The 18,279-nt window shown below is 53.6% G+C and carries 17 protein-coding genes; 4 read left to right on the forward strand and 13 right to left on the reverse strand.

The window, feature by feature from the left end:
• Positions 1-82: 82 nt before the first annotated feature.
• From araD to yiaK, 10 genes are all read right to left on the reverse strand, one after another.
• The gene (araD, locus tag QEN31_RS00845; protein WP_000893169.1) at positions 83-778 is read right to left on the reverse strand and encodes an L-ribulose-5-phosphate 4-epimerase; all 696 of its coding nucleotides are present in this window, start codon (positions 776-778) and stop codon (positions 83-85) included.
• On the reverse strand, positions 772-1,632 hold the full coding sequence (locus tag QEN31_RS00850) for an L-ribulose-5-phosphate 3-epimerase (RefSeq protein WP_001244031.1): 861 nt from the start codon (positions 1,630-1,632) through the stop codon (positions 772-774). The genes araD and QEN31_RS00850 overlap by 7 nt, the downstream gene beginning before the upstream one ends.
• Positions 1,625-2,287 carry a 3-keto-L-gulonate-6-phosphate decarboxylase UlaD gene (gene ulaD / locus QEN31_RS00855; RefSeq protein ID WP_000089527.1) on the reverse strand — a complete coding sequence of 221 codons (663 nt, stop codon included), beginning with the start codon at positions 2,285-2,287 and terminating at the stop codon, positions 1,625-1,627. The genes QEN31_RS00850 and ulaD overlap by 8 nt, the downstream gene beginning before the upstream one ends.
• Positions 2,284-3,780, reverse strand: a complete 1,497-nt coding sequence (locus tag QEN31_RS00860; RefSeq protein WP_000074064.1) for an FGGY-family carbohydrate kinase — start codon at positions 3,778-3,780, stop codon at positions 2,284-2,286. Before QEN31_RS00860 ends, ulaD begins: the two co-directional genes overlap by 4 nt.
• Positions 3,781-3,783: 3 nt before the next feature.
• Positions 3,784-4,770 carry a 2,3-diketo-L-gulonate TRAP transporter substrate-binding protein YiaO gene (gene yiaO / locus QEN31_RS00865; protein WP_000766336.1) on the reverse strand — a complete coding sequence of 329 codons (987 nt, stop codon included), beginning with the start codon at positions 4,768-4,770 and terminating at the stop codon, positions 3,784-3,786.
• 11 nt (positions 4,771-4,781) lie between these two features.
• Complete coding sequence (gene yiaN / locus QEN31_RS00870) at positions 4,782-6,059, reverse strand: 2,3-diketo-L-gulonate TRAP transporter large permease YiaN (protein ID WP_000301822.1); 1,278 nt, start codon at positions 6,057-6,059, stop codon at positions 4,782-4,784.
• A 2-nt stretch (positions 6,060-6,061) separates the two neighbouring features.
• Complete coding sequence (gene yiaM / locus QEN31_RS00875; protein WP_000832313.1) at positions 6,062-6,535, reverse strand: 2,3-diketo-L-gulonate TRAP transporter small permease YiaM; 474 nt, start codon at positions 6,533-6,535, stop codon at positions 6,062-6,064.
• 138 nt (positions 6,536-6,673) lie between these two features.
• Positions 6,674-7,606 carry a DUF4862 family protein gene (locus QEN31_RS00880; RefSeq protein ID WP_000794981.1) on the reverse strand — a complete coding sequence of 311 codons (933 nt, stop codon included), beginning with the start codon at positions 7,604-7,606 and terminating at the stop codon, positions 6,674-6,676.
• 23 nt (positions 7,607-7,629) lie between these two features.
• Complete coding sequence (locus QEN31_RS00885) at positions 7,630-8,094, reverse strand: YhcH/YjgK/YiaL family protein (RefSeq protein WP_000576056.1); 465 nt, start codon at positions 8,092-8,094, stop codon at positions 7,630-7,632.
• Positions 8,095-8,105: 11 nt separating this feature from the next.
• Positions 8,106-9,104 (reverse strand): 3-dehydro-L-gulonate 2-dehydrogenase, encoded by a 999-nt coding sequence (yiaK, locus tag QEN31_RS00890; protein ID WP_000869012.1) that lies wholly within the window; start codon positions 9,102-9,104, stop codon positions 8,106-8,108.
• 229 nt (positions 9,105-9,333) lie between these two features.
• Between yiaK and yiaJ the strand changes: the two genes are divergently transcribed.
• Together yiaJ and QEN31_RS00900 are read left to right on the forward strand one after the other, a co-directional pair.
• Positions 9,334-10,134 (forward strand): IclR family transcriptional regulator YiaJ, encoded by an 801-nt coding sequence (gene yiaJ, locus QEN31_RS00895; RefSeq protein ID WP_000081340.1) that lies wholly within the window; start codon positions 9,334-9,336, stop codon positions 10,132-10,134.
• A 116-nt stretch (positions 10,135-10,250) separates the two neighbouring features.
• Positions 10,251-10,724 (forward strand): 4Fe-4S dicluster domain-containing protein, encoded by a 474-nt coding sequence (locus QEN31_RS00900; RefSeq protein ID WP_001078820.1) that lies wholly within the window; start codon positions 10,251-10,253, stop codon positions 10,722-10,724.
• 36 nt (positions 10,725-10,760) lie between these two features.
• Here the strand turns inward: QEN31_RS00900 and avtA are convergent, their stop codons facing one another.
• Together avtA and QEN31_RS00910 are read right to left on the reverse strand one after the other, a co-directional pair.
• The gene (gene avtA / locus QEN31_RS00905; RefSeq protein ID WP_000144381.1) at positions 10,761-12,011 is read right to left on the reverse strand and encodes a valine--pyruvate transaminase; all 1,251 of its coding nucleotides are present in this window, start codon (positions 12,009-12,011) and stop codon (positions 10,761-10,763) included.
• Positions 12,012-12,184: 173 nt separating this feature from the next.
• The gene (locus QEN31_RS00910) at positions 12,185-14,212 is read right to left on the reverse strand and encodes an alpha-amylase (protein WP_000761305.1); all 2,028 of its coding nucleotides are present in this window, start codon (positions 14,210-14,212) and stop codon (positions 12,185-12,187) included.
• Between the two features lie 315 nt (positions 14,213-14,527).
• Between QEN31_RS00910 and QEN31_RS00915 the strand changes: the two genes are divergently transcribed.
• Positions 14,528-15,352, forward strand: coding sequence for a protein bax (locus tag QEN31_RS00915; RefSeq protein ID WP_001575119.1), 825 nt, complete (start codon positions 14,528-14,530; stop codon positions 15,350-15,352).
• Between the two features lie 60 nt (positions 15,353-15,412).
• On the opposite strand, the gene xylR is transcribed toward QEN31_RS00915, so the two are convergent.
• On the reverse strand, positions 15,413-16,591 hold the full coding sequence (gene xylR, locus QEN31_RS00920; protein ID WP_000459824.1) for a D-xylose utilization transcriptional activator XylR: 1,179 nt from the start codon (positions 16,589-16,591) through the stop codon (positions 15,413-15,415).
• 362 nt (positions 16,592-16,953) lie between these two features.
• On the opposite strand from xylR, the gene xylA reads away from it, so the two are divergent.
• Positions 16,954-18,276: a xylose isomerase gene (xylA, locus tag QEN31_RS00925; protein ID WP_001149561.1), complete on the forward strand. Its 1,323-nt coding sequence runs from the start codon at positions 16,954-16,956 to the stop codon at positions 18,274-18,276.
• Positions 18,277-18,279: the final 3 nt, after the last annotated feature.

Consider the following 18,279-nt stretch of genomic DNA (forward strand, 5'->3'; position numbering starts at 1 on the left):
TCATCACAACGTATTGATATTGCAAATCTTGTAGGTCGGATAAGGCGCAGCCGCCATCTGACACAGGCTGTGGCTGCCGGCATTACTGCCCGTAATAGGCATTCGCGCCGTGTTTACGCAGATAGTGTTTATCGAGCAGTTCAGGCTGCATATCCGGTAGCTGCGGGGCCAGCTGGCGCGAGAACAGCCCCATATAGGCACACTCCTCAAGCACCACGGCGTTGTGGACGGCATCGGCGGCATTTTTACCCCAGGCAAACGGGCCGTGCGAATGAACCAATACCGCCGGGATTTGCGCCGGATCGAGACCGCGCTCTTCAAAGGTTTTAATAATCACCTCGCCGGTCTGATACTCGTACTCGCCGTTAATTTCCTCAACGGTCATCAGCCGGGTACAGGGGATCGCGCCATAGAAATAGTCGGCGTGGGTGGTGCCCCAGGCGGGCAGATCGAGCCCGGCCTGCGACCAGATCGTCGCATGGCGGGAATGGGTATGCACGATCCCACCGATCTGCGGATAGCGGCGATAGAGCGCCAGATGGGTCGCGGTATCGGACGACGGTTTTTTATGGCCTTCAACGACCTTACCGCTGGCGATCTCTACCACCACCATATCGTCGGCGGTCATCACCTCATATTCAACGCCGGAAGGCTTGATGACCATCAGTTTGCGCGTCTCATCGACCGCGCTGACGTTGCCCCAGGTAAAGGTGACCAGCCCGTGCGCCGGGAGGGCCAGGTTGGCCGCCAGCACCTCGGCTTTCAGTTGCTCTAACATGTGAAACCTCCTTCCTGCATCCGTGATTCAATCCAGCGTCGGGCCTGGATAATTTCCAGCACCGGCTCGCTGGCTTTCTCTGTCCACATCTCAATCAGAAATGAACCGCGATAATTCAGCTCATGCAGCGTTTTGAAGATGCCGACAAAATCAACGCATCCTTCGCCAAACGGCACGTCGCGGAACTGGCCGGGGCTGTCACCGGTCACCGGCAGCGTGTCTTTCAGGTGGATAGCGGCGATACGGTCAATACCCAGCTTCAGCTCGGCGGTCACGTCGTTCCCCCAGGCGCTGAGGTTGCCGACGTCTGGATAAACGGTGAACCACGGTGACGAAAGCATCTCGTCCCACTTTTTCCACTTGCTGATGGAGTTCATAAACGCGGTATCCATGATCTCCACCGCCAGCATCACCTGCGCCGCTGCGGCCTGTTCCACCGCCCACGCCAGCCCTTCGGCGAAACGTTGCTGGGTGCCTTCGTCGTGCTCTTCGTAATAGACGTCGTAACCTGCCAACTGGATGGTGCGGATCCCCAGGTCGCGCGCCAGGCGAATGGCTTTGGTCATGATTTCACGCGCCCGCTGGCGTACCGCTTCGTCGCGGCTGCCAAAAGGGAAACGGCGATGGGCGGAGAGACACATTGACGGGATAGCGACGCCGCTTTCCAGCATCGCGTTCACCAGCGATGCGCGTTGGGCTGGCGTCCACTCCAGGCGAGAAAGGCGTTCGTCGGTTTCATCCACCGACATCTCGACAAAATCAAAACCGCAGCTTTTTGCCAGCACCAGCCGCTCTGGCCAACTGAGGTCTTTCGCCAGTGCTTTCTCGTAAATACCTAATGGATGATTACGCATGCTTTTCTCCCCAAATGGCGTCAATTTGGGCGTGGAATTCGGCGGCGACCTGCGCCGGATGGGCGGCACCTGCCAGCGCACGTCCGGCGATAAATGCCTTAACGTTAATGTCGCGGAACAGCGGCAGATCCGCTGGGGTAATGCCGCCGGTAATCGATAGTTCAAGGCCGATGTCGGACAACGCCTTCATGCGTGCCAGGTCCGCTTCTCCCCACTGTTGCCCGCTGGCCTGCGCATCGCGTCCGCGATGATAAATCGCCTGACGCACGCCGGTGCGATACCAGTCTCGGGCGTCGTCCAGCGTCCAGTTGCCGAACAGCTCCATTTGAATTTCACCGCCGCAGGATTGCGCGACGGCATGGCCTTTCTCGACGGTCGCGAGCGGCGCGGCGCAGATGATAGTCATCCAGTTAGCGCCAGCGCCAAAAGCCTGCTGCGCCAGGGTTTCACCGGCATCGGCCACTTTCCAGTCGGCGACGATGATTTTTTCCGGGCACTGCGCTCGCAGGGCTTTCACCGCGCTAAGGCCTTCGGTTAAACAAAGGATGGTTCCGGCCTCAACGATATCGACATGATCCTGTAGCAGGGCGACATCGCGTTGGGCTGCTTCCAGACTGGTGTGGTCGAGCGCCAGTTGCAGTAATGGTCGGCTCATAATGCGTGCTCCTTAATACGGGCGTGATAGCCCTGTAGTGCTTCAATCAAATCCTGGTATTGGCGGTATTTGCGCTGGTAGAGGGCGTGCGCGGTCATGTCCGGCAGCAGCGTGCGCACCGGGTGCTGCAGGTCGCGTTGGGCCTCGCGGAAATCGCGATATACGCCGGTGCCGACGCGGGCAGCCAGCGCCGCGCCGAAGCAGCCGGTCTCCTCCACCTGCGGCAGCTCAATGCGTAAACCGCTGACGTCCGCCAGCATCTGCATCCAGACGTCGGAGTGGGCCGGGCCGCCGGTAACGCGCAGGGCGCAAACCTCGGTAAAGCGTTCACGCATGCGGTTGAGGTGGGTCATATGGCTGAAGACCACGCCTTCATAGAGCGCCTGTAGCAGGTGCGCGCGGTTGTGCAGCGCCTGCATGCCGTAAAAACCGCAGGTCATCTCCAGTCCGGCATTGCTGCCGTAGAGAAACGGCAGAAAAAAAAGGTCGCTACCGGCTTTCGGCAGGCTGGCGACCGCCTGATTGATCTCGTCAAAAGAGAGGTCGCCCCACTGGGCGGTAAACCATTCAAGGTTGCCGGAGGAGGTCGGGCTGGCTTCGTGAACGATATACTGCCCGTCATTGACGTAGCGGCCATAGACGTAAGGGTGGGCCTCATGGTCGCGCAGGCCGTGAGCGATGCCGCTGGTGACGGCCCAGGTGCCCATCACCGCATTGAGGGTCGATTCATCCTCAATACCGGCGCAAAGGGCGGTGGAAACCACATCAAACAGGCCGCCGACGACGGGGGTACCCGCCGCCAGACCGGTGATGGCGGCTGCCTGAGCGGTGATCTCCCCGCATATTTCGGCTGAACCCACCACGGGGGACAGCGCGCTGTCGATTTCACTGATGCCCAGCCACTCGGTCAGACGCGGGTCGTACTGGCCCGTCGCCATGTTGTAGAGGTTGGACTCGGAGATGTTGCTCTCCTCACAGCCTTTCACGCCGGTTAAGCACCAGCGCAGATAGTCATGCGTCATCATGACGCAGCCTATCTGCGCGTAGCGCTGCGGCTCATTCTCTTTTACCCAGCGTAAAAGGGAGACTGGATGCCCGGTCCACAGGGTTTGCCGGGTCAGCGGGTAGAGTTTTTGCGGAACCGCTTCTTTTTGCCAGCGCTGGACAATTTCCATGGCGCGACGGTCGGAAGAGAGTATCGCTTTACCTAATGGCCGATCGCTTTTATCTAACAGGAACAGGCCCTTACCCTGAGCGGAAATACCCAGACCGCGGATTTGTGAGCCGCTCACCCCCGTGTGCGCCAGCAGTTTGCTGATGACCGAGGCGCACTGTTGCCACAGCTCGGTCATATCGCGTTCAACCCAGCCTGGCTGCGGGCTTAAAGCGTGCAGCGGCAGGCGTTGCACCGCTACTTCCCGGCCTGCGCCATCGTACAACCCGGCTTTTAGCCAACTCCCACCACAATCTAACCCCAGCCAGTAGTTGCTCATGACTTATTGCACCTCGTCCACGGCTTTCAGGAGATCGGCGCCCTGCGGGTTATCTTTCAGGAACATATCGCGCACCTGGCTGCCCAGCGCATCGCTGAAGGCTTTACGGTCGATATCGGTCAGGACTTCAACTTCGGCTTCTTTCATGCCATCGATAATTTTTTGCTGATCTTCGGCGACCAGTTTGCGCTGATAGTCACCCGCTTCTTTGGCGGAACTCAGCAGTGCCTCCTGGAACTGCGGGCTTAAAGCGTCGAATTTGGCTTTATTGATCACCAGCAGCAGAGGCGAATAGGCGTGATGAGTGAGGGAGAGGTATTTCTGTACCTCATAGAATTTCGCTGACCACACGACGTTGATAGGGTGTTCCTGGGCATCAATCGTACGGGTTTCGAGGCCGGTATAGACTTCGGAGAATGGCATCGGAATAGGGTTCGCGCCGAAGATTTTAAAGGCCGCGATATTCATTGGGCTGTTGTTAGTGCGGATTTTTAAGCCTTTCAAATCGCCCGGCGTTTTTACCGGCGCGCGGGAGTTGGTGACGTCGCGCCAGCCGTTTTCCCAGTAGGCCAGCACTTTTAACCCTTTTGAATCGAGTGATTTTTTCAGTTCATCGCCGACTTTGCCGTCGAGCGTTTTATGCGCATGCGCGGTATCGCGAAACAGGAAGGGGACATCAAGTAAGTTGAATACAGGGGCCAGGCCGGTGAAATTGTTCGAACCGGACATTTCCATATCAATGGTTCCGCCGCGCACCCCGCTGATCATTGCCTGGGCGTTACCTAATGTGCTGTCAGGAAAGAGTTTTAGCGTTAATTCGCCGTTAGTTTTTTCTTTTAATAGTTCGTTAAATTTTTTCGCGGCAATATGTTGGGAGTCAGTTTGCGGTGTTTCATAACCAAAACGTAAAGATTGCGCCGCCAGAGACGACACGCTGAAAACCGTCAGACCAGCTATCAATAATGAACGAGCAATAACGTGTAATTTCATAATATTATCCTTTAATTAATCCATTTAAGCGGTGTGATAATTAGCTCGGGAATAAAAATAAATAAAACCAGCAGCGACATCAGGACGACAACGTAAGGGAATACGCCTCTTACCGCGTCATCAAATTTCAATTTTGCTACCCCGGAAATAACGTTGAGGACGTTGCCAACGGGCGGTGTGATTAATCCAATAGAGCAGTTAATAATGAACATGACGCCGAAATAAATCGGGTCAATATTGGCTTCTTTAACTAATGGCAATAATACAGGGGTAAGAATTAACACCGTTGGCGTCAAATCCATCACCATACCGACGACCATAATTGAGATCATAATGACGATAAATAAGAGTCGCGGAGAGTCGACCAGCGGCTGCAGCAAATCTGACACCATCATGGGTAATTCCGCGATCGTAATCAGCCAGGCGGATACCTGGGCCGCAGCCACCAGAAACATGACGACTGACGTCGTTTTGGCGGCATTGACCAGCACGTGGTAGAGACTGGAAAACGTTAATTCCCGATAGATAACCACGGCGACAAAGAGGGCGTAAAACGCGGCGACCGCCCCTGCCTCCGTTGGCGTGAAAAGTCCGGAACGGAAGCCGCCGATGATAATCACCGGTAAAAACAGCGCCCAGATACCTGAAACCAATGATTGCCAGATTTCACGCGGTGTTGCTTTAGGCTGAGAAGGGAGATTTAATCGCCCGGCCTGCCACCACCAGGTGAGCATAAGCGCCGCGCCCATCATGATGCCCGGTGCGATCCCGGCCATAAACAGCTTGCTGATCGACAAGCCGCTGGAAACGCCGAAGATAATAAAAGGAATCGAGGGGGGAATAATTGGCGCAATGATCCCGCCGGAAGCGATTAACCCAACGGAGCGGTTGATCGGGTAGTTTGCGGAGCGCATCATCGGCACCAGCAGCGCGGCGACCGCAGCGGTATCTGCTACCGCAGAGCCGGAAAGGCTGGCCATAATCATTGCCGCAATAACGCCCACGTAGCCCAGGCCGCCGGGCTTATGGCCGACCAGCTTCATCGGCAGGTCGACAATTCGCTTTGACAGGCCGCCCGCGTTCATGATTTCACCGGCCAAAACAAAAAAGGGAATGGCCAGTAGGGAGAAACTGTCCGCGCCGTTAACCAGGGTTTGCGCCATAATCTGCACGTCAAACATATCCAGGTATGCCATCAGAGCAGCGCCGCAAAGCAGCAGCGACCAGGCGATGGGTAAACCTATCGCGATCCCGCCGAGCAGGCAGCAGAGAAATATCACCACGGCCATGATTAGGCTCCTTGCTGTGGTTGTTGAAAGGAATCGTTACGCGTTATTAAGTGATAAAGCCGACGCAGCTCGATTAACGCGATGGCAACGCTTGTGGGCAGACAGGCGATATACATCAGGCCGATCGGTAAACCGAGGATTGGCGAGTGATCGCTCCAGTCCTGCAACGCTTTTTGCAGGCTGCCCCAGCCTAATGCGATGCATAACAATAAAATCAGCGAATGCGTCAGCAGCGAGAGACGACGCTGATTCGCTGGCGAAAGTTTTTCCACCACAAAAGTGACCTGAACGTGAGCGTTATCCATAAATGCAACGATGGCGCCAATAAACGTCAGCCATACAAATAGATAACGTGATAGTTCATCTACCGACAAAATACTGCTCTCAAAACCGTAACGTAAAATAACGTTAATAAATACAATGCAGGAAAGTACGGCAATTAATACCGCAAGTATGCCCTCAAGTACCCGCTTCATAACGACTCCATCAGGTTATAGAAACTTATTTCTTTCGATGCTGAATAGTGGAACTTAATTTCTTATGTTTGGTTTATATTAGGTCGGCGCAACGTTGAGTTGCAGGCCGAGAATTAAGGTGATGATGTTTAATTCAGGTTAGCGGCGTGTGGCCTTTTTCATCATGTTAATACCATCGCGTAATATATTTATGCGGTGATTAATATCGGCACTGGCATTGATTTCCAACAATTTAATACCGGTAAACTGCAACAGTTCGGGAGCGGCGGCGGTAATCAGTTCTTTAACATGTTTCTCCGTCATCAGACTTTGTGGACAGAAAGGTGCAAACGGAGCATGGAGGTCCTGCCATTCGCCGTATTCTCCATCCAGCGTTGTACCGGAGAACATCAGTGCCCCGAGTTTTCCAGCCTGTTTGGCCTGCTGCGTGTGGATCAGCGGTAGAGAGGTATCCCGCCCTTCAATAGCCGAGCGCGCCCAGTTAATGCAGACGCTTATGTCATAGTCGGCAATAGTTTCCAGTACGTTTACCAACGGTAAGAATCCTTTGCGCGGTGCGGGGCCGGTCATCGCGTCGCAGTGTTCAAGCACCAGGTCGCAGGACCAGTCCCAGTTGGCAATCTCTTTTAATGAGCGCGCAAAGGCGTCGGTTGCCTGCGCCACGTTCGGATTGCCCGCCAGCGGGGCGGCATGAAGCTCAAGGGCTATGACTTTGCCGGTATTGTTCCCATTGATTTTATTGATCTTCTGATAAAGATGACGGTAGTATTCCACGCAGGCTTTACGCTGTTCCTCGTCACTGGACGCTAATCCAAAACCGCCGTTTTCGCTACGGCGGCGCATGGTTTCCATTATCGCGGTGACCACGATTTGCCAGTTCCCTGGTGTATGGCGCAATAACCACTCGTCGCCGAGCGGGTGAAGATGTTCAAGACAAGGCTGCTCCAGCCCCCGGATATCCGGAGTATCAGAGAGTTGCCGCCAGAATTCCGTCTCTTCCTCTTCACTCTTCTGGTGAAATGAGGGTGCACAAGGGTACGCACCGATAATATAACCGGTATTATTTTTCATTTTGTGCTCCAGTAAACTCTATTTTATAAAACGTCTATGGCGACTTTTACGACTATTTTCCGTATCGGCGTAGCAATGCTTTTATTACAACCTGGACGATGAACATCCTGCGGGAAAAACAGGGCATAACTTCCCGGTATCATTTCAATGAATGATTCATGTTCACTGTCGTGATAAAAAATAATATCGCGCTGTTCTAATAATGACTCGCTGATTTGATTATTACCGGTATCAATGGCAACCCCAATTTTCTCTTCACCCCATGCCAGAAACTGAATATCCAGATAGCGGCGATGGACTTCCGGACGATTTTCAGCAGCATCGCGGGTGGTCATATCGATAATCTGCGCGAAGATATTTTTGCCGTCGATTTCCACTACGCCAGGTTCCAGCGTGCGAAAGTCCGTATTACGCAGGAAATCGAGCGCCTGCTCTATGGCCGACGGTAACCGGCACGGATCAGGCTGCGCGATATGTCCAAAAATCATGATGTGGCTCCTTACAGCGCCTGAATTTTAGCCCAGACGCTGTCGTCAATGGTGATACCGTGACGGCGGTTGTCATCCAGCAGTTTGGTAAATTCGTGGCCGGGCAGCCGAATCGCGACGTTGTCGTCGGCGCGTTCAGCGGTGGTGATGAAATCCATAATCCGCTGCAGTTTGGCGTCGCGGGTTGCGCCATCGATCAGCTTATCCACTTCTATGGCGATGAAAATCTGCGAGACGCCATATTCATCGCTGTTTTCCTGGGTCACTTCGGCAACGGAAGAGCCGTTGGAAAGCAGGGTGGCAATCATGTCCAGCACAATCGACAGACCAGATCCTTTCCAGTAACCCATCGGTAAAATGCGGCGATTTTTCTCGATAACGCCCGGTTCTTTGGTCAACTGACCGTTATCGTCGAAACCGCCGTCCACCGGCAGTTCGCGGCCCGCCAGACGGTTAACTTCTAACATTCCGTAGGAGAACATCGACATCGACATATCTACCATCGTGATCGGCGTAGACGGGATGGCGACGATCAGCGGATTGGTACCGATACGGCACTCTTTCGCCCCCCACGGCGGCATGACGGCGATGGAGTTGGTCCAGCAAATGCCGATATAGCCTTTTTCCGCCGCCTGCCAGCCGTAGCTGCCGCCGCGCATCCAGTGGTTAGCATTACGTAACGCCACCAGGCCAATACCATGATCGGAAGCCAGCTCGATGGCCCGGTCCATCATCTTTTTCGCCGTCAGGTTGCCGATAGCGCGCTGAGCATCCCACTGTTCGATGGCGCCGAGGCTGGTAACCCGCTGCGGTTTAGCATCAGGAATAATGTCGCCGTTATCCAGTTGCTGGATGAAGCGAGGAAAGCGGTTCACGCCGTGGGAATAGACACCGGACTCGGTGGTGCGAGCGAACATTTCCGCGCACTCGTCGGCGGTATCTTCCGCAATATTCCGCGACCGCAAGACGCGGTAGAAGGCCCCTTTTAACTCTTCGAAAGTTACTTTCATCCCTGTTCTCCTGGTCGATTGTTAGAAATTTTAGTATGTTTTTTTGTCTATAAATTTCATAATGCGAAATCTAGTTCCAAATATATAGATCAAAAATTGACATGGCAACGCCAGAGAAGGTTTTTAAAAATGATTAAAATCATCGGGTTATGTTTTTTATGCTGATATCGTGAACTGCAACACACTTTGAGCTACCATCTGATCGCCCAAGAAAGGAGAGAGTTTTCTGATGAGCCAGAACAACGATAAAGAGAAGCCTGCGGGGAGTCAGAGCCTGTTTCGTGGCCTGATGTTGATAGAAATTTTGAGTAACTACCCGAACGGTTGCCCGCTGGCGCACCTGTCGGAGCTGGCGGGGCTGAACAAGAGTACCGTCCATCGTTTGTTGCAGGGGCTTCAATCCTGCGGATATGTGACGCCAGCGCCGGCGGCCGGGAGCTACCGTCTGACGACAAAGTTTATTGCCGTCGGCCAAAAAGCCCTGTCATCGCTGAATATCATCCACGTTGCGGCACCGCACCTTGAGGCGCTCAACCTGACCACCGGCGAGACGGTGAATTTTTCCAGCCGTGAAGATGACCACGCTATCCTGATTTATAAGCTGGAACCGACCACCGGTATGCTGCGCACGCGTGCCTACATTGGCCAGCATATGCCGCTGTACTGCTCGGCGATGGGGAAAATTTATATGGCGTTTGGTCAGCCGGATTATGTGGCGTCTTACTGGGAAAGCCATAAAGATCAGATCCAGCCGCTGACTCGTAATACCATTACCGATTTACCAGCAATGTACGATGAGCTGGCGCAAATTCGTGAAACCAGCATGGCGATGGATCGCGAAGAAAATGAACTAGGCGTTTCCTGTATTGCTGTGCCTGTGTTTGATATTCACCATCGAGTGCCTTACGCCATTTCTATTTCACTGTCGACGTCACGGCTAAAACAGATCGGCGAGAAAAATCTGCTCAAACCGTTGCGTGAAACCGCACAGGCTATCTCTAACGAGCTGGGATTTACCGTTCGCGAATAAGACAGCTCGCCAGGTTTTATCAGGCATCTGACAAAATTTGTCCGTTTGCGTAGTGGGATCAAAGCGGCGGGGAATGGCTCTCTGGCATTCTGGCGTTTTAACGCAGGGGGAGAACAATGAACCGGTTTATTATGGCGGATGCGTCGGCGTGTATCGGGTGTCGTACCTGCGAGGTCGCCTGCGTGGTGTCGCACCAGGAACAGCAGAATAGCGCGGCGGTGACGACGGCGGACTTTGTGCCGCGTATCCGGGTGATAAAAGAGGATAGCTTCACCACGGCCACGGTCTGCCATCAGTGTGAGGACGCGCCGTGCGCAAATGTCTGCCCGGTACAGGCGATTCGCCGTGATCGGGGGCATATCTTCGTGACGTCATCGCGCTGCATTGGTTGTAAAAGCTGTATGCTGGCTTGCCCGTTTGGCGCGATGACTGTGGTGGCGTCCGCGTCAGGCGCGCAGGCGATTAAATGCGATCTTTGCTGGCATCGGGAAGCGGGGCCGGCGTGCGTGGAAGCCTGCCCGACCAGTGCGTTACAGTGCGTTGACGCAGCACACGTGCAGCGCCAGCGCCTCTATTCTCAACCTTTCTGAACGTCGTTCCGGCCTGCATGATGGCCGGAATAACCGTCAGCCTTCACGCCAGGCGCGTTCTATCTCTTCTGCCAGAATTTTTACGCCCGCCTCGATTTTGTCCGGTTCAGGCACGTAGTTCATCCGCATACACTGGTGTGTGTGCGGCCAGGGTTTATCCAGTCCGGGAAAGAAATAGTGGCCCGGCACCATCAGCACGCCGCGCGCTTTCAAGCGTTGATAGAGTAACTCGGTGGTAATCGGCAGATCTTTAAACCACAGCCACAAAAATATTGCGCCTTCTGGTTTATGAATCAGGCAGCGTTCTTCGGATAAATAGCGACGAATGATCGCGATCGTCTGTTGAACGCGCTGATAGTAGAAAGGTTTGATAACCGTTTCCGACAGCCGCAGCAGATCGTTACGCTTAATCATTTCGCACATCATCGCCGGGCCCATGCCCCCGGGCGCAAGGCTGATGATGCCGTTCATGTTGGCAATGGCGGTAATCGTCTTATCATTGGCGATGATAATCCCGCAGCGGGAACCGGGCAGCCCCAGCTTCGAGAGGCTCATGCATAGGATAATATTGGGGTTCCACAGCGGGCGCGCCTCGCTAAAGATAATGCCCGGAAACGGTACACCGTAAGCGTTATCAATCACCAGTGGGATGTTGTGCTGATTCGCCAGTCTGTCCAGCTTCATCAGCTCTTCGTCGGTGATAACGTTACCGGTTGGGTTGGTTGGGCGCGAGACGCAAATCATCCCCGTTTCTTCGCCGATGTGCAGATGCTCAAAATCGACGTGATACTTAAACTGGCCTTCCGGCAGCAGTTCAATATTCGGCCGCGCCGAAACGAAGAGGTCGTCTTCCAGACCGGAATCTGCATAGCCGATGTATTCCGGCGCAAGCGGGAATAGTACCTTTTTCGTACTGCCGTCGGCGCGACGTCCGGCGAAGAGATTAAATAAGTAGAAAAACGCGCTCTGACTGCCATTTGTCAGCGCAATATTCTGTGGTTCGATATCCCATCCCAGCGTTTCACGTAGCAGTACGGCCAGTGCATTCAGTAGCGCCGTTTTTCCCTGGGGACCGTCATAATTACAAAGCGCATCAGCGGCTTTGCCGCTTTCTACCATATCTGTCAGTAGCGTCTGGAAATAATCCTGCATTGCAGGGATGTGTGCCGGGTTACCGCCGCCAAGCATGATGGCGCCTGGCGTGCGTAAGCCGTCGTTGAGATCCTCCATCAGGCGGGTAATGCCTGAATGGCGGGTAAATTTATCGCCGAAAAGTGAAAATGTCATAACGGGTGATCTATCGAACTGTCTGTCAAAGTGGATAACCATAACGCTACAAATGGCGGGGCGCAAATGGGGGTCAGGCGGTGGTGTTGATGTTTTATGCTACAAATTTTTATCAGGTTAGTTTTTTGTTTTGAAGGGGCTACCGGTACGCGAGGAGACCGGTAGCGCCACGATTAGCGGCGGCCCGCCCAGACGACCATCACCGTATCGTCGCCGTACTGGCGTACAAAACCGTACCCGTGTTTTAGCGTCAGCGTGGTTTGTTGGCCTGCGCCGATGGCGGGATGTCTGGCGCGGAACTGGCTAATACGCTGCCAGTGCGCGACGGCTGCGGCTGACTTTCCGCTCACGTCCTGCCAGTTCATATCTGAACGGGTGCCTTGCAGCGGGTCGGAGCCGGTGGGGCCGAAGGGACGAGCGGATTCATCGCCGTAAAAGATCTGCACCGCGCCTGGCGAAAGCAGCAGCAGTTCCGCCGCCTTATCACCGCCCTCACGGAAAAGGCGCGTATCATGCGAGGAGAGGTAACTTAATACGTTGAAATCCTGCATTTTATCCGTCATCTGCTGCCAGACTGGCCCCATTTCCGCCAGGCAATCGACCGCTTTCGCCGCCTGCTCCTGATAATCAAAATTGATCATCGCGTCGAAACCATAGCGATAATAATCACTTTTCATGACGCCGTGGCCCCACGCTTCGCCAGTCATCCAGAACGGGCTATTATCCAGCGCTTTGTCCGGATTGGCCTGCTTCCATTCACGTAACGCCGCGCTGGCCTGGGTTTTTAGCTGTTGCCAGGCAGGAAGCTCAACGTTTTTGGCAGTATCGACCCGGAACCCGTCAATGCCGTAATCATGTACCCACTGGCTTAACCAGTGAGTCAGATAATCCCGTGGCGTATAGCCCTCAATGAACTTTGCTTTAGTATCGGGTTTGTTGGCATAGAACGCGGGTAGACCGGAAGGCGTGGTAGATTCCGTTTTTATATCCGGCAGGAAGGCCAGCGACAGGGTTAAATCGTCAAATCCCGGACTGTCGTAGTCGCCAATATCGGTACGAATCCACTTTTTCCCCCACCATTTTTCCCAGGCGGCGCTGTCGCTGAAGTTGATGTAGTCGTTAAAGCTGTGCCAGCTTTGTCCGGCGGCGGGTCGCCAGTTTGTCCAGCGATCGCCGAGAATTTTTTGCCGTTCCGCGCCGGATAAATAGAGCGCGCCGAACTGATACTCCTGCATATCCGCCAGCGTGGCGTAACCGGCATGATTCATTACTACGTCAAATAAAATACGGATGCCGCGCTGGTGCGCGCCGTCGACCAGCGCGCGGAGATCGGCTTCGCTGCCCATATTGGCATCCAGCGTCGTCCAGTCCTGAGTGTAATAGCCGTGATAGGCGTAATGAGGAAAATCGCCTTTTGTCCCGCCGCCGACCCAGCCGTGGATCTGTTCAAACGGCGAGCTTATCCACAAGGCGTTCACGCCTAATTGCTGTAGATAGTCCAGTTGACTCGTCAACCCGCGCAAATCGCCGCCGTGGAAAGTGCCAATCTCTTGCATACCATCCTTATGGCGACTATAGCTGTGGTCGTTGGTTGGATCGCCATTGCGAAAGCGATCCGTAAGCACAAAATAAACGGTGGCGTTGCGCCAGTTAAAAGGCGCCGGCGCATGGGTTTCCGCGCGTTCCAGCAATAAAAGCCCGTGGCTGTCGGCAGGTTGCAGCGTGATTTGCCCGTTTTGGACGGTATCGGTTTGACCACTGTAATAATCGCGCACTACCGTCCCTTCCGGAAAGGTTTGGCGAACATCCAGCGTGAGCGGCGACCCATCCCAGACGGGACACTGGTAGGCGAGCTGCGCGGTGCGTTCAGGTTCAGTTTTTATCGATAACAACAGGGTCGGCGTACCGGAGCGGGTATCTACCGTTATCGTATAGTCGCCATCTTTAAACAAACGCCATTGCGGCGGCGCGCCTTCGCAGGGTTTTAACGACAACATTTGGTTGAGTTTTATGGCGCCGGAGGGCTGCCAGCACTGCTGGTCAATATGGAGCGTTAACGCGCGTGTACCTTTTGTTAATGCAGCATGGCTGGTAAAGCGCCCGGTTTCCTGCGTCGAGAACGTCGGAAAACCGGGTGAGGTCCATGATGAGGCGATCGCGATACCGGGTATCAGCGTCAGAGCGAAGGCGGCAAGTTTCATCACGCTATCCTTTGTGGGCAATATTCATCAGCTTGCCTGGTTTTTAGGCGAATGAACTCCTCCTCAGCAGAGAGTCGCGCAGGAGGAGACGCGAGGGTGAGCGACGAGGCGCAAAAAAACGCCTCTATTTGCGATAAGCACCACATTTTATTGGCATTATTGCTGCCTGTTATCGTTAATACTTGACATAGTTTCGGATTAAGACTATTCCCTGAGGTGCTTTTTAAGCCTATTTTTGCTAGAATTTGGGGTTCAAACCTCAACTTCGTGAAAAATAAAAGGTGTTGGAATGTATCAATCCGACCAGGAGACCTAATGATATTGACTCCCATGCGACGATATGGGGCAATGATTCTTATGTTACTCACCATCGCATTTTCGGGTGAGGTGCTGGCAAAGACGCACGCAACACAAACGAGTCAAAAGTCCCACATAACTGAGACAAGTTATAAACAGGTTAGCAGTAAACAAGAGTATTCTCGCAATAGTGCAAAGAGCAGTTCACTTCCTGATTTGCGAAAATACCCTTCCGGAACCCCCAGAAAAAAAGCGTTTCTCCGGACCGTTATGCCTTACATCACCAGCCAAAATGCCGCGATTACCGCGGACCGTAATTGGCTGATCTCAAAACAGTACCAGAACCGCTGGTCGCCGTCTGAACGCGCGCGTATGAAAGATATCGCGAAGCGCTATAAAGTGAGCTGGTCCGGCAACACGCGTCGTATTCCGTGGAATACGTTGCTGGAGCGCGTCGACATTATCCCAACCAGCATGGTGGCGACGATGGCGGCGGCGGAAAGCGGCTGGGGAACCTCTAAACTGGCGCGTAGCAACAATAACCTGTTCGGCATGAAGTGCACGAAAGGGCGTTGTACCAATACGCCGGGTAAGGTGAAAGGTTACTCGCAATTCGCGTCGGTTGAGGAGTCGGTGAGCGCGTATGTCGCCAACCTGAACACGCATCCGGCTTATTCTTCTTTCCGCAAGTCGCGCGCCCAACTGCGTAAGGCGGATCAGGAAGTCACCGCCACGGCGATGATTCATAAGCTGAAGGGTTACTCTACCCAGGGGTCGCGCTATAACAACTACTTGTTCGCGATGTACCAGGACAACCAGCGTCTGATCGCCGCGCATATGTAATTCTGTGTGCCGGATGGCGCTACGCTATCCGGCTTACAAGGCATCTGTAGGCTGGATAAACTACAACAACGCTTCACTATGCTGGTCGCGATACTCCTTCGGCGTAGTGACGTACTCCTTTTTAAACACCGAATAGAAATATTGCAGCGACGGGTAGCCGCACATTTGCGAAATTTCGTTTATCGCCAACGTGGTAGAAATCAACAAACTACGCGCTTTTTCCAGCTTTTCGGCGTGGATCAGCGCATGTATCGTCTCGCCAACTTCTTCCTTAAAACGTTTTTCCAGGTTTGAACGTGAAATCCCAACCGCGTCCAGCACCTGCTCGACTTTAATGCCCTTACAGGCATGGTTACGAATAAAGTGCATCGCCTGGATAACCGCCGGATCGGTCAGGGAGCGATAGTCTGTCGAGCGGCGCGCAATGACGCGCACCGGCGGCACCAGAATGCGCTGTAAAGGCATCTCTTCACGCGCCAGCAAACGGTGCAGCAGCTTCGCCGCCTGATAGCCCATTTGCCGCGCCCCCTGCGCGACGGAGGAAAGCGCGACGCGCGACAGGTAACGGGTTAACTCTTCGTTATCAATACCGATAACGCAAAGTTTTTCCGGCACCGGAATATGCAGGTGTTCGCAGGCCTGCAATACGTGACGGGCGCGGGCATCCGTTACGGCAATGATGCCGGTTTGCGGCGGCAGCGTCTGAAGCCAGTCGGCGAGGCGATTTTGCGCGTGCTGCCAGTTTTCCGGCGCGGTTTCCAGCCCCTGATAGACTACGCCGCGGTATTTTTCCTCGGCGACCAGCTGGCGAAAGGCGTATTCCCGTTCCGCCGCCCAATGTTTGCGGCTGGAGTCGGGCAAACCGTAAAACGCGAAGCGGTTAACGCCTTTTTCTTTTAAATGCAGGAAAGCGCTTTCAACGAGCGCATGATTATCGGTGGCGATGTAATGAACGGCAGGATAATTTTCAGCAAGATGGTAAGAACCGCCGACCCCGACAATGGGTACGTCGACATCGGCCAATAATTGCGCGATATCGTCATCATCGTAATCGGCAATAACGCCGTCGCCTAACCACTCTTTAATGTTATCGATACGGGCACGGAAATCTTCCTCAATAAATATATCCCATTCGGATTGCGAGGCTTGTAAATATTCACCCACCCCCTCCACTACCTGACGGTCATAGGCTTTATTCGCGTTAAATAACAGAGTGATACGGTGACGTTTATCAAACATGAGGATATATCCTGCAAAAGTGAACCTGGACTCATGGATACTATCAAAACGGCTGACATAACGGTCTGGCGAATGATGACAAATTATTTTGCGCCTGAAACGTTATGCGAAATTCATCACAGCAAACGGCGGATGACAATTGTCATTTCTTATCTATATATTACGGTTTTTTGTTTATTTGCCAGGATTCGATCGCGATCGCTTTTTTCTTCTGTGGTTTTCAGCGTTTTTTTGAGAGCCAGAGCACATTTGGGGATTCTCTTAATAGCGGTGTGAAATAACGTAATTGAGCAATAAATCAGGAAATTCCAGTATGACGTTATGTCGTTTACTTGCCGTCTTATCTGATTATGGAGCTCACTATGCAGGCTTATTTTGACCAACTCGATCGTGTTCGCTATGAAGGCCCTCAATCGACTAACCCGCTGGCATTTCGTCATTACAATCCCGACGAGCTGGTTTTAGGTAAACGTATGGAAGATCACCTGCGTTTCGCGGCCTGTTACTGGCATACCTTCTGCTGGAACGGCGCGGATATGTTTGGTGTAGGCGCGTTTAATCGTCCGTGGCAGCAACCGGGCGAAGCGCTGGAGCTGGCGAAACGCAAAGCGGATGTGGCGTTTGAATTTTTCCACAAACTGAATGTGCCTTTTTACTGCTTCCATGACGTGGATGTGTCGCCGGAAGGCGCGTCGTTGAAAGAATATAAAAACAACTTCGCGCAGATGGTGGATGTGCTGGCGGCGAAACAGGAGCAGAGCGGCGTAAAACTGCTGTGGGGAACGGCGAACTGCTTTACCAACCCGCGCTATGGCGCAGGCGCCGCCACTAACCCGGATCCGGAAGTCTTTAGCTGGGCAGCGACGCAAGTGGTTACGGCAATGAACGCCACGCATAAACTGGGCGGCGAAAATTACGTCCTGTGGGGCGGGCGCGAAGGTTATGAAACGTTGCTGAATACCGATCTGCGCCAGGAACGCGAACAGATTGGCCGCTTTATGCAAATGGTGGTCGAGCACAAACATAAAATGGGTTTCCAGGGCACACTGCTGATTGAACCGAAACCGCAGGAACCGACAAAACATCAGTATGATTATGACGTTGCAACGGTCTATGGCTTCCTCAAACAGTTCGGCCTGGAAAAAGAGATCAAAGTGAACATTGAGGCGAACCACGCGACGCTGGCGGGCCATTCGTTCCACCATGAAATCGCAACCGCTATCGCGCTGGGTATTTTTGGCTCCGTTGACGCCAACCGCGGCGATGCGCAACTGGGCTGGGATACCGATCAGTTCCCGATTAGCGTTGAAGAGAACGCGCTGGTGATGTACGAAATCCTGAAAGCGGGCGGATTCACGACGGGCGGTCTCAACTTCGACGCCAAAGTTCGTCGCCAGAGCACCGATAAATACGATCTGTTCTACGGTCATATCGGCGCGATGGATACGATGGCGTTGTCGCTGAAAATCGCCGCGCGTATGGTTGAAGACGGCGAGCTGGATAAACGCGTGGCGAAGCGCTATGCCGGCTGGAATGGCGAGCTGGGTCAGCAGATTCTGAAAGGACAACTCTCCTTAGGCGAACTGGCGCAGTATGCGGAGCAGCATAATCTGGCGCCAGTACATCAAAGCGGTCATCAGGAGCTGTTAGAAAATCTGGTTAACCGTTATCTGTTTGATAAATAACCC

It is taken from the genome of Salmonella sp. SA15303 (assembly GCF_029962125.1).
Taxonomy (GTDB): Bacteria; Pseudomonadota; Gammaproteobacteria; order Enterobacterales; family Enterobacteriaceae; genus Salmonella; species Salmonella enterica.

What these genes read in the sequence shown, in the direction of transcription:
- araD (WP_000893169.1), bottom strand. Translation starts at nt 778, where the DNA reads ATGTTAGAGCAACTGAAAGCCGAGGTGCTGGCGGCCAACCTGGCCCTC.
- QEN31_RS00850 (WP_001244031.1), bottom strand. Translation starts at nt 1,632, where the DNA reads ATGCGTAATCATCCATTAGGTATTTACGAGAAAGCACTGGCGAAAGAC.
- ulaD (WP_000089527.1), bottom strand. Translation starts at nt 2,287, where the DNA reads ATGAGCCGACCATTACTGCAACTGGCGCTCGACCACACCAGTCTGGAA.
- QEN31_RS00860 (WP_000074064.1), bottom strand. Translation starts at nt 3,780, where the DNA reads ATGAGCAACTACTGGCTGGGGTTAGATTGTGGTGGGAGTTGGCTAAAA.
- yiaO (WP_000766336.1), bottom strand. Translation starts at nt 4,770, where the DNA reads ATGAAATTACACGTTATTGCTCGTTCATTATTGATAGCTGGTCTGACG.
- yiaN (WP_000301822.1), bottom strand. Translation starts at nt 6,059, where the DNA reads ATGGCCGTGGTGATATTTCTCTGCTGCCTGCTCGGCGGGATCGCGATA.
- yiaM (WP_000832313.1), bottom strand. Translation starts at nt 6,535, where the DNA reads ATGAAGCGGGTACTTGAGGGCATACTTGCGGTATTAATTGCCGTACTT.
- QEN31_RS00880 (WP_000794981.1), bottom strand. Translation starts at nt 7,606, where the DNA reads ATGAAAAATAATACCGGTTATATTATCGGTGCGTACCCTTGTGCACCC.
- QEN31_RS00885 (WP_000576056.1), bottom strand. Translation starts at nt 8,094, where the DNA reads ATGATTTTTGGACATATCGCGCAGCCTGATCCGTGCCGGTTACCGTCG.
- yiaK (WP_000869012.1), bottom strand. Translation starts at nt 9,104, where the DNA reads ATGAAAGTAACTTTCGAAGAGTTAAAAGGGGCCTTCTACCGCGTCTTG.
- yiaJ (WP_000081340.1), top strand. Translation starts at nt 9,334, where the DNA reads ATGAGCCAGAACAACGATAAAGAGAAGCCTGCGGGGAGTCAGAGCCTG.
- QEN31_RS00900 (WP_001078820.1), top strand. Translation starts at nt 10,251, where the DNA reads ATGAACCGGTTTATTATGGCGGATGCGTCGGCGTGTATCGGGTGTCGT.
- avtA (WP_000144381.1), bottom strand. Translation starts at nt 12,011, where the DNA reads ATGACATTTTCACTTTTCGGCGATAAATTTACCCGCCATTCAGGCATT.
- QEN31_RS00910 (WP_000761305.1), bottom strand. Translation starts at nt 14,212, where the DNA reads ATGAAACTTGCCGCCTTCGCTCTGACGCTGATACCCGGTATCGCGATC.
- QEN31_RS00915 (WP_001575119.1), top strand. Translation starts at nt 14,528, where the DNA reads ATGATATTGACTCCCATGCGACGATATGGGGCAATGATTCTTATGTTA.
- xylR (WP_000459824.1), bottom strand. Translation starts at nt 16,591, where the DNA reads ATGTTTGATAAACGTCACCGTATCACTCTGTTATTTAACGCGAATAAA.
- xylA (WP_001149561.1), top strand. Translation starts at nt 16,954, where the DNA reads ATGCAGGCTTATTTTGACCAACTCGATCGTGTTCGCTATGAAGGCCCT.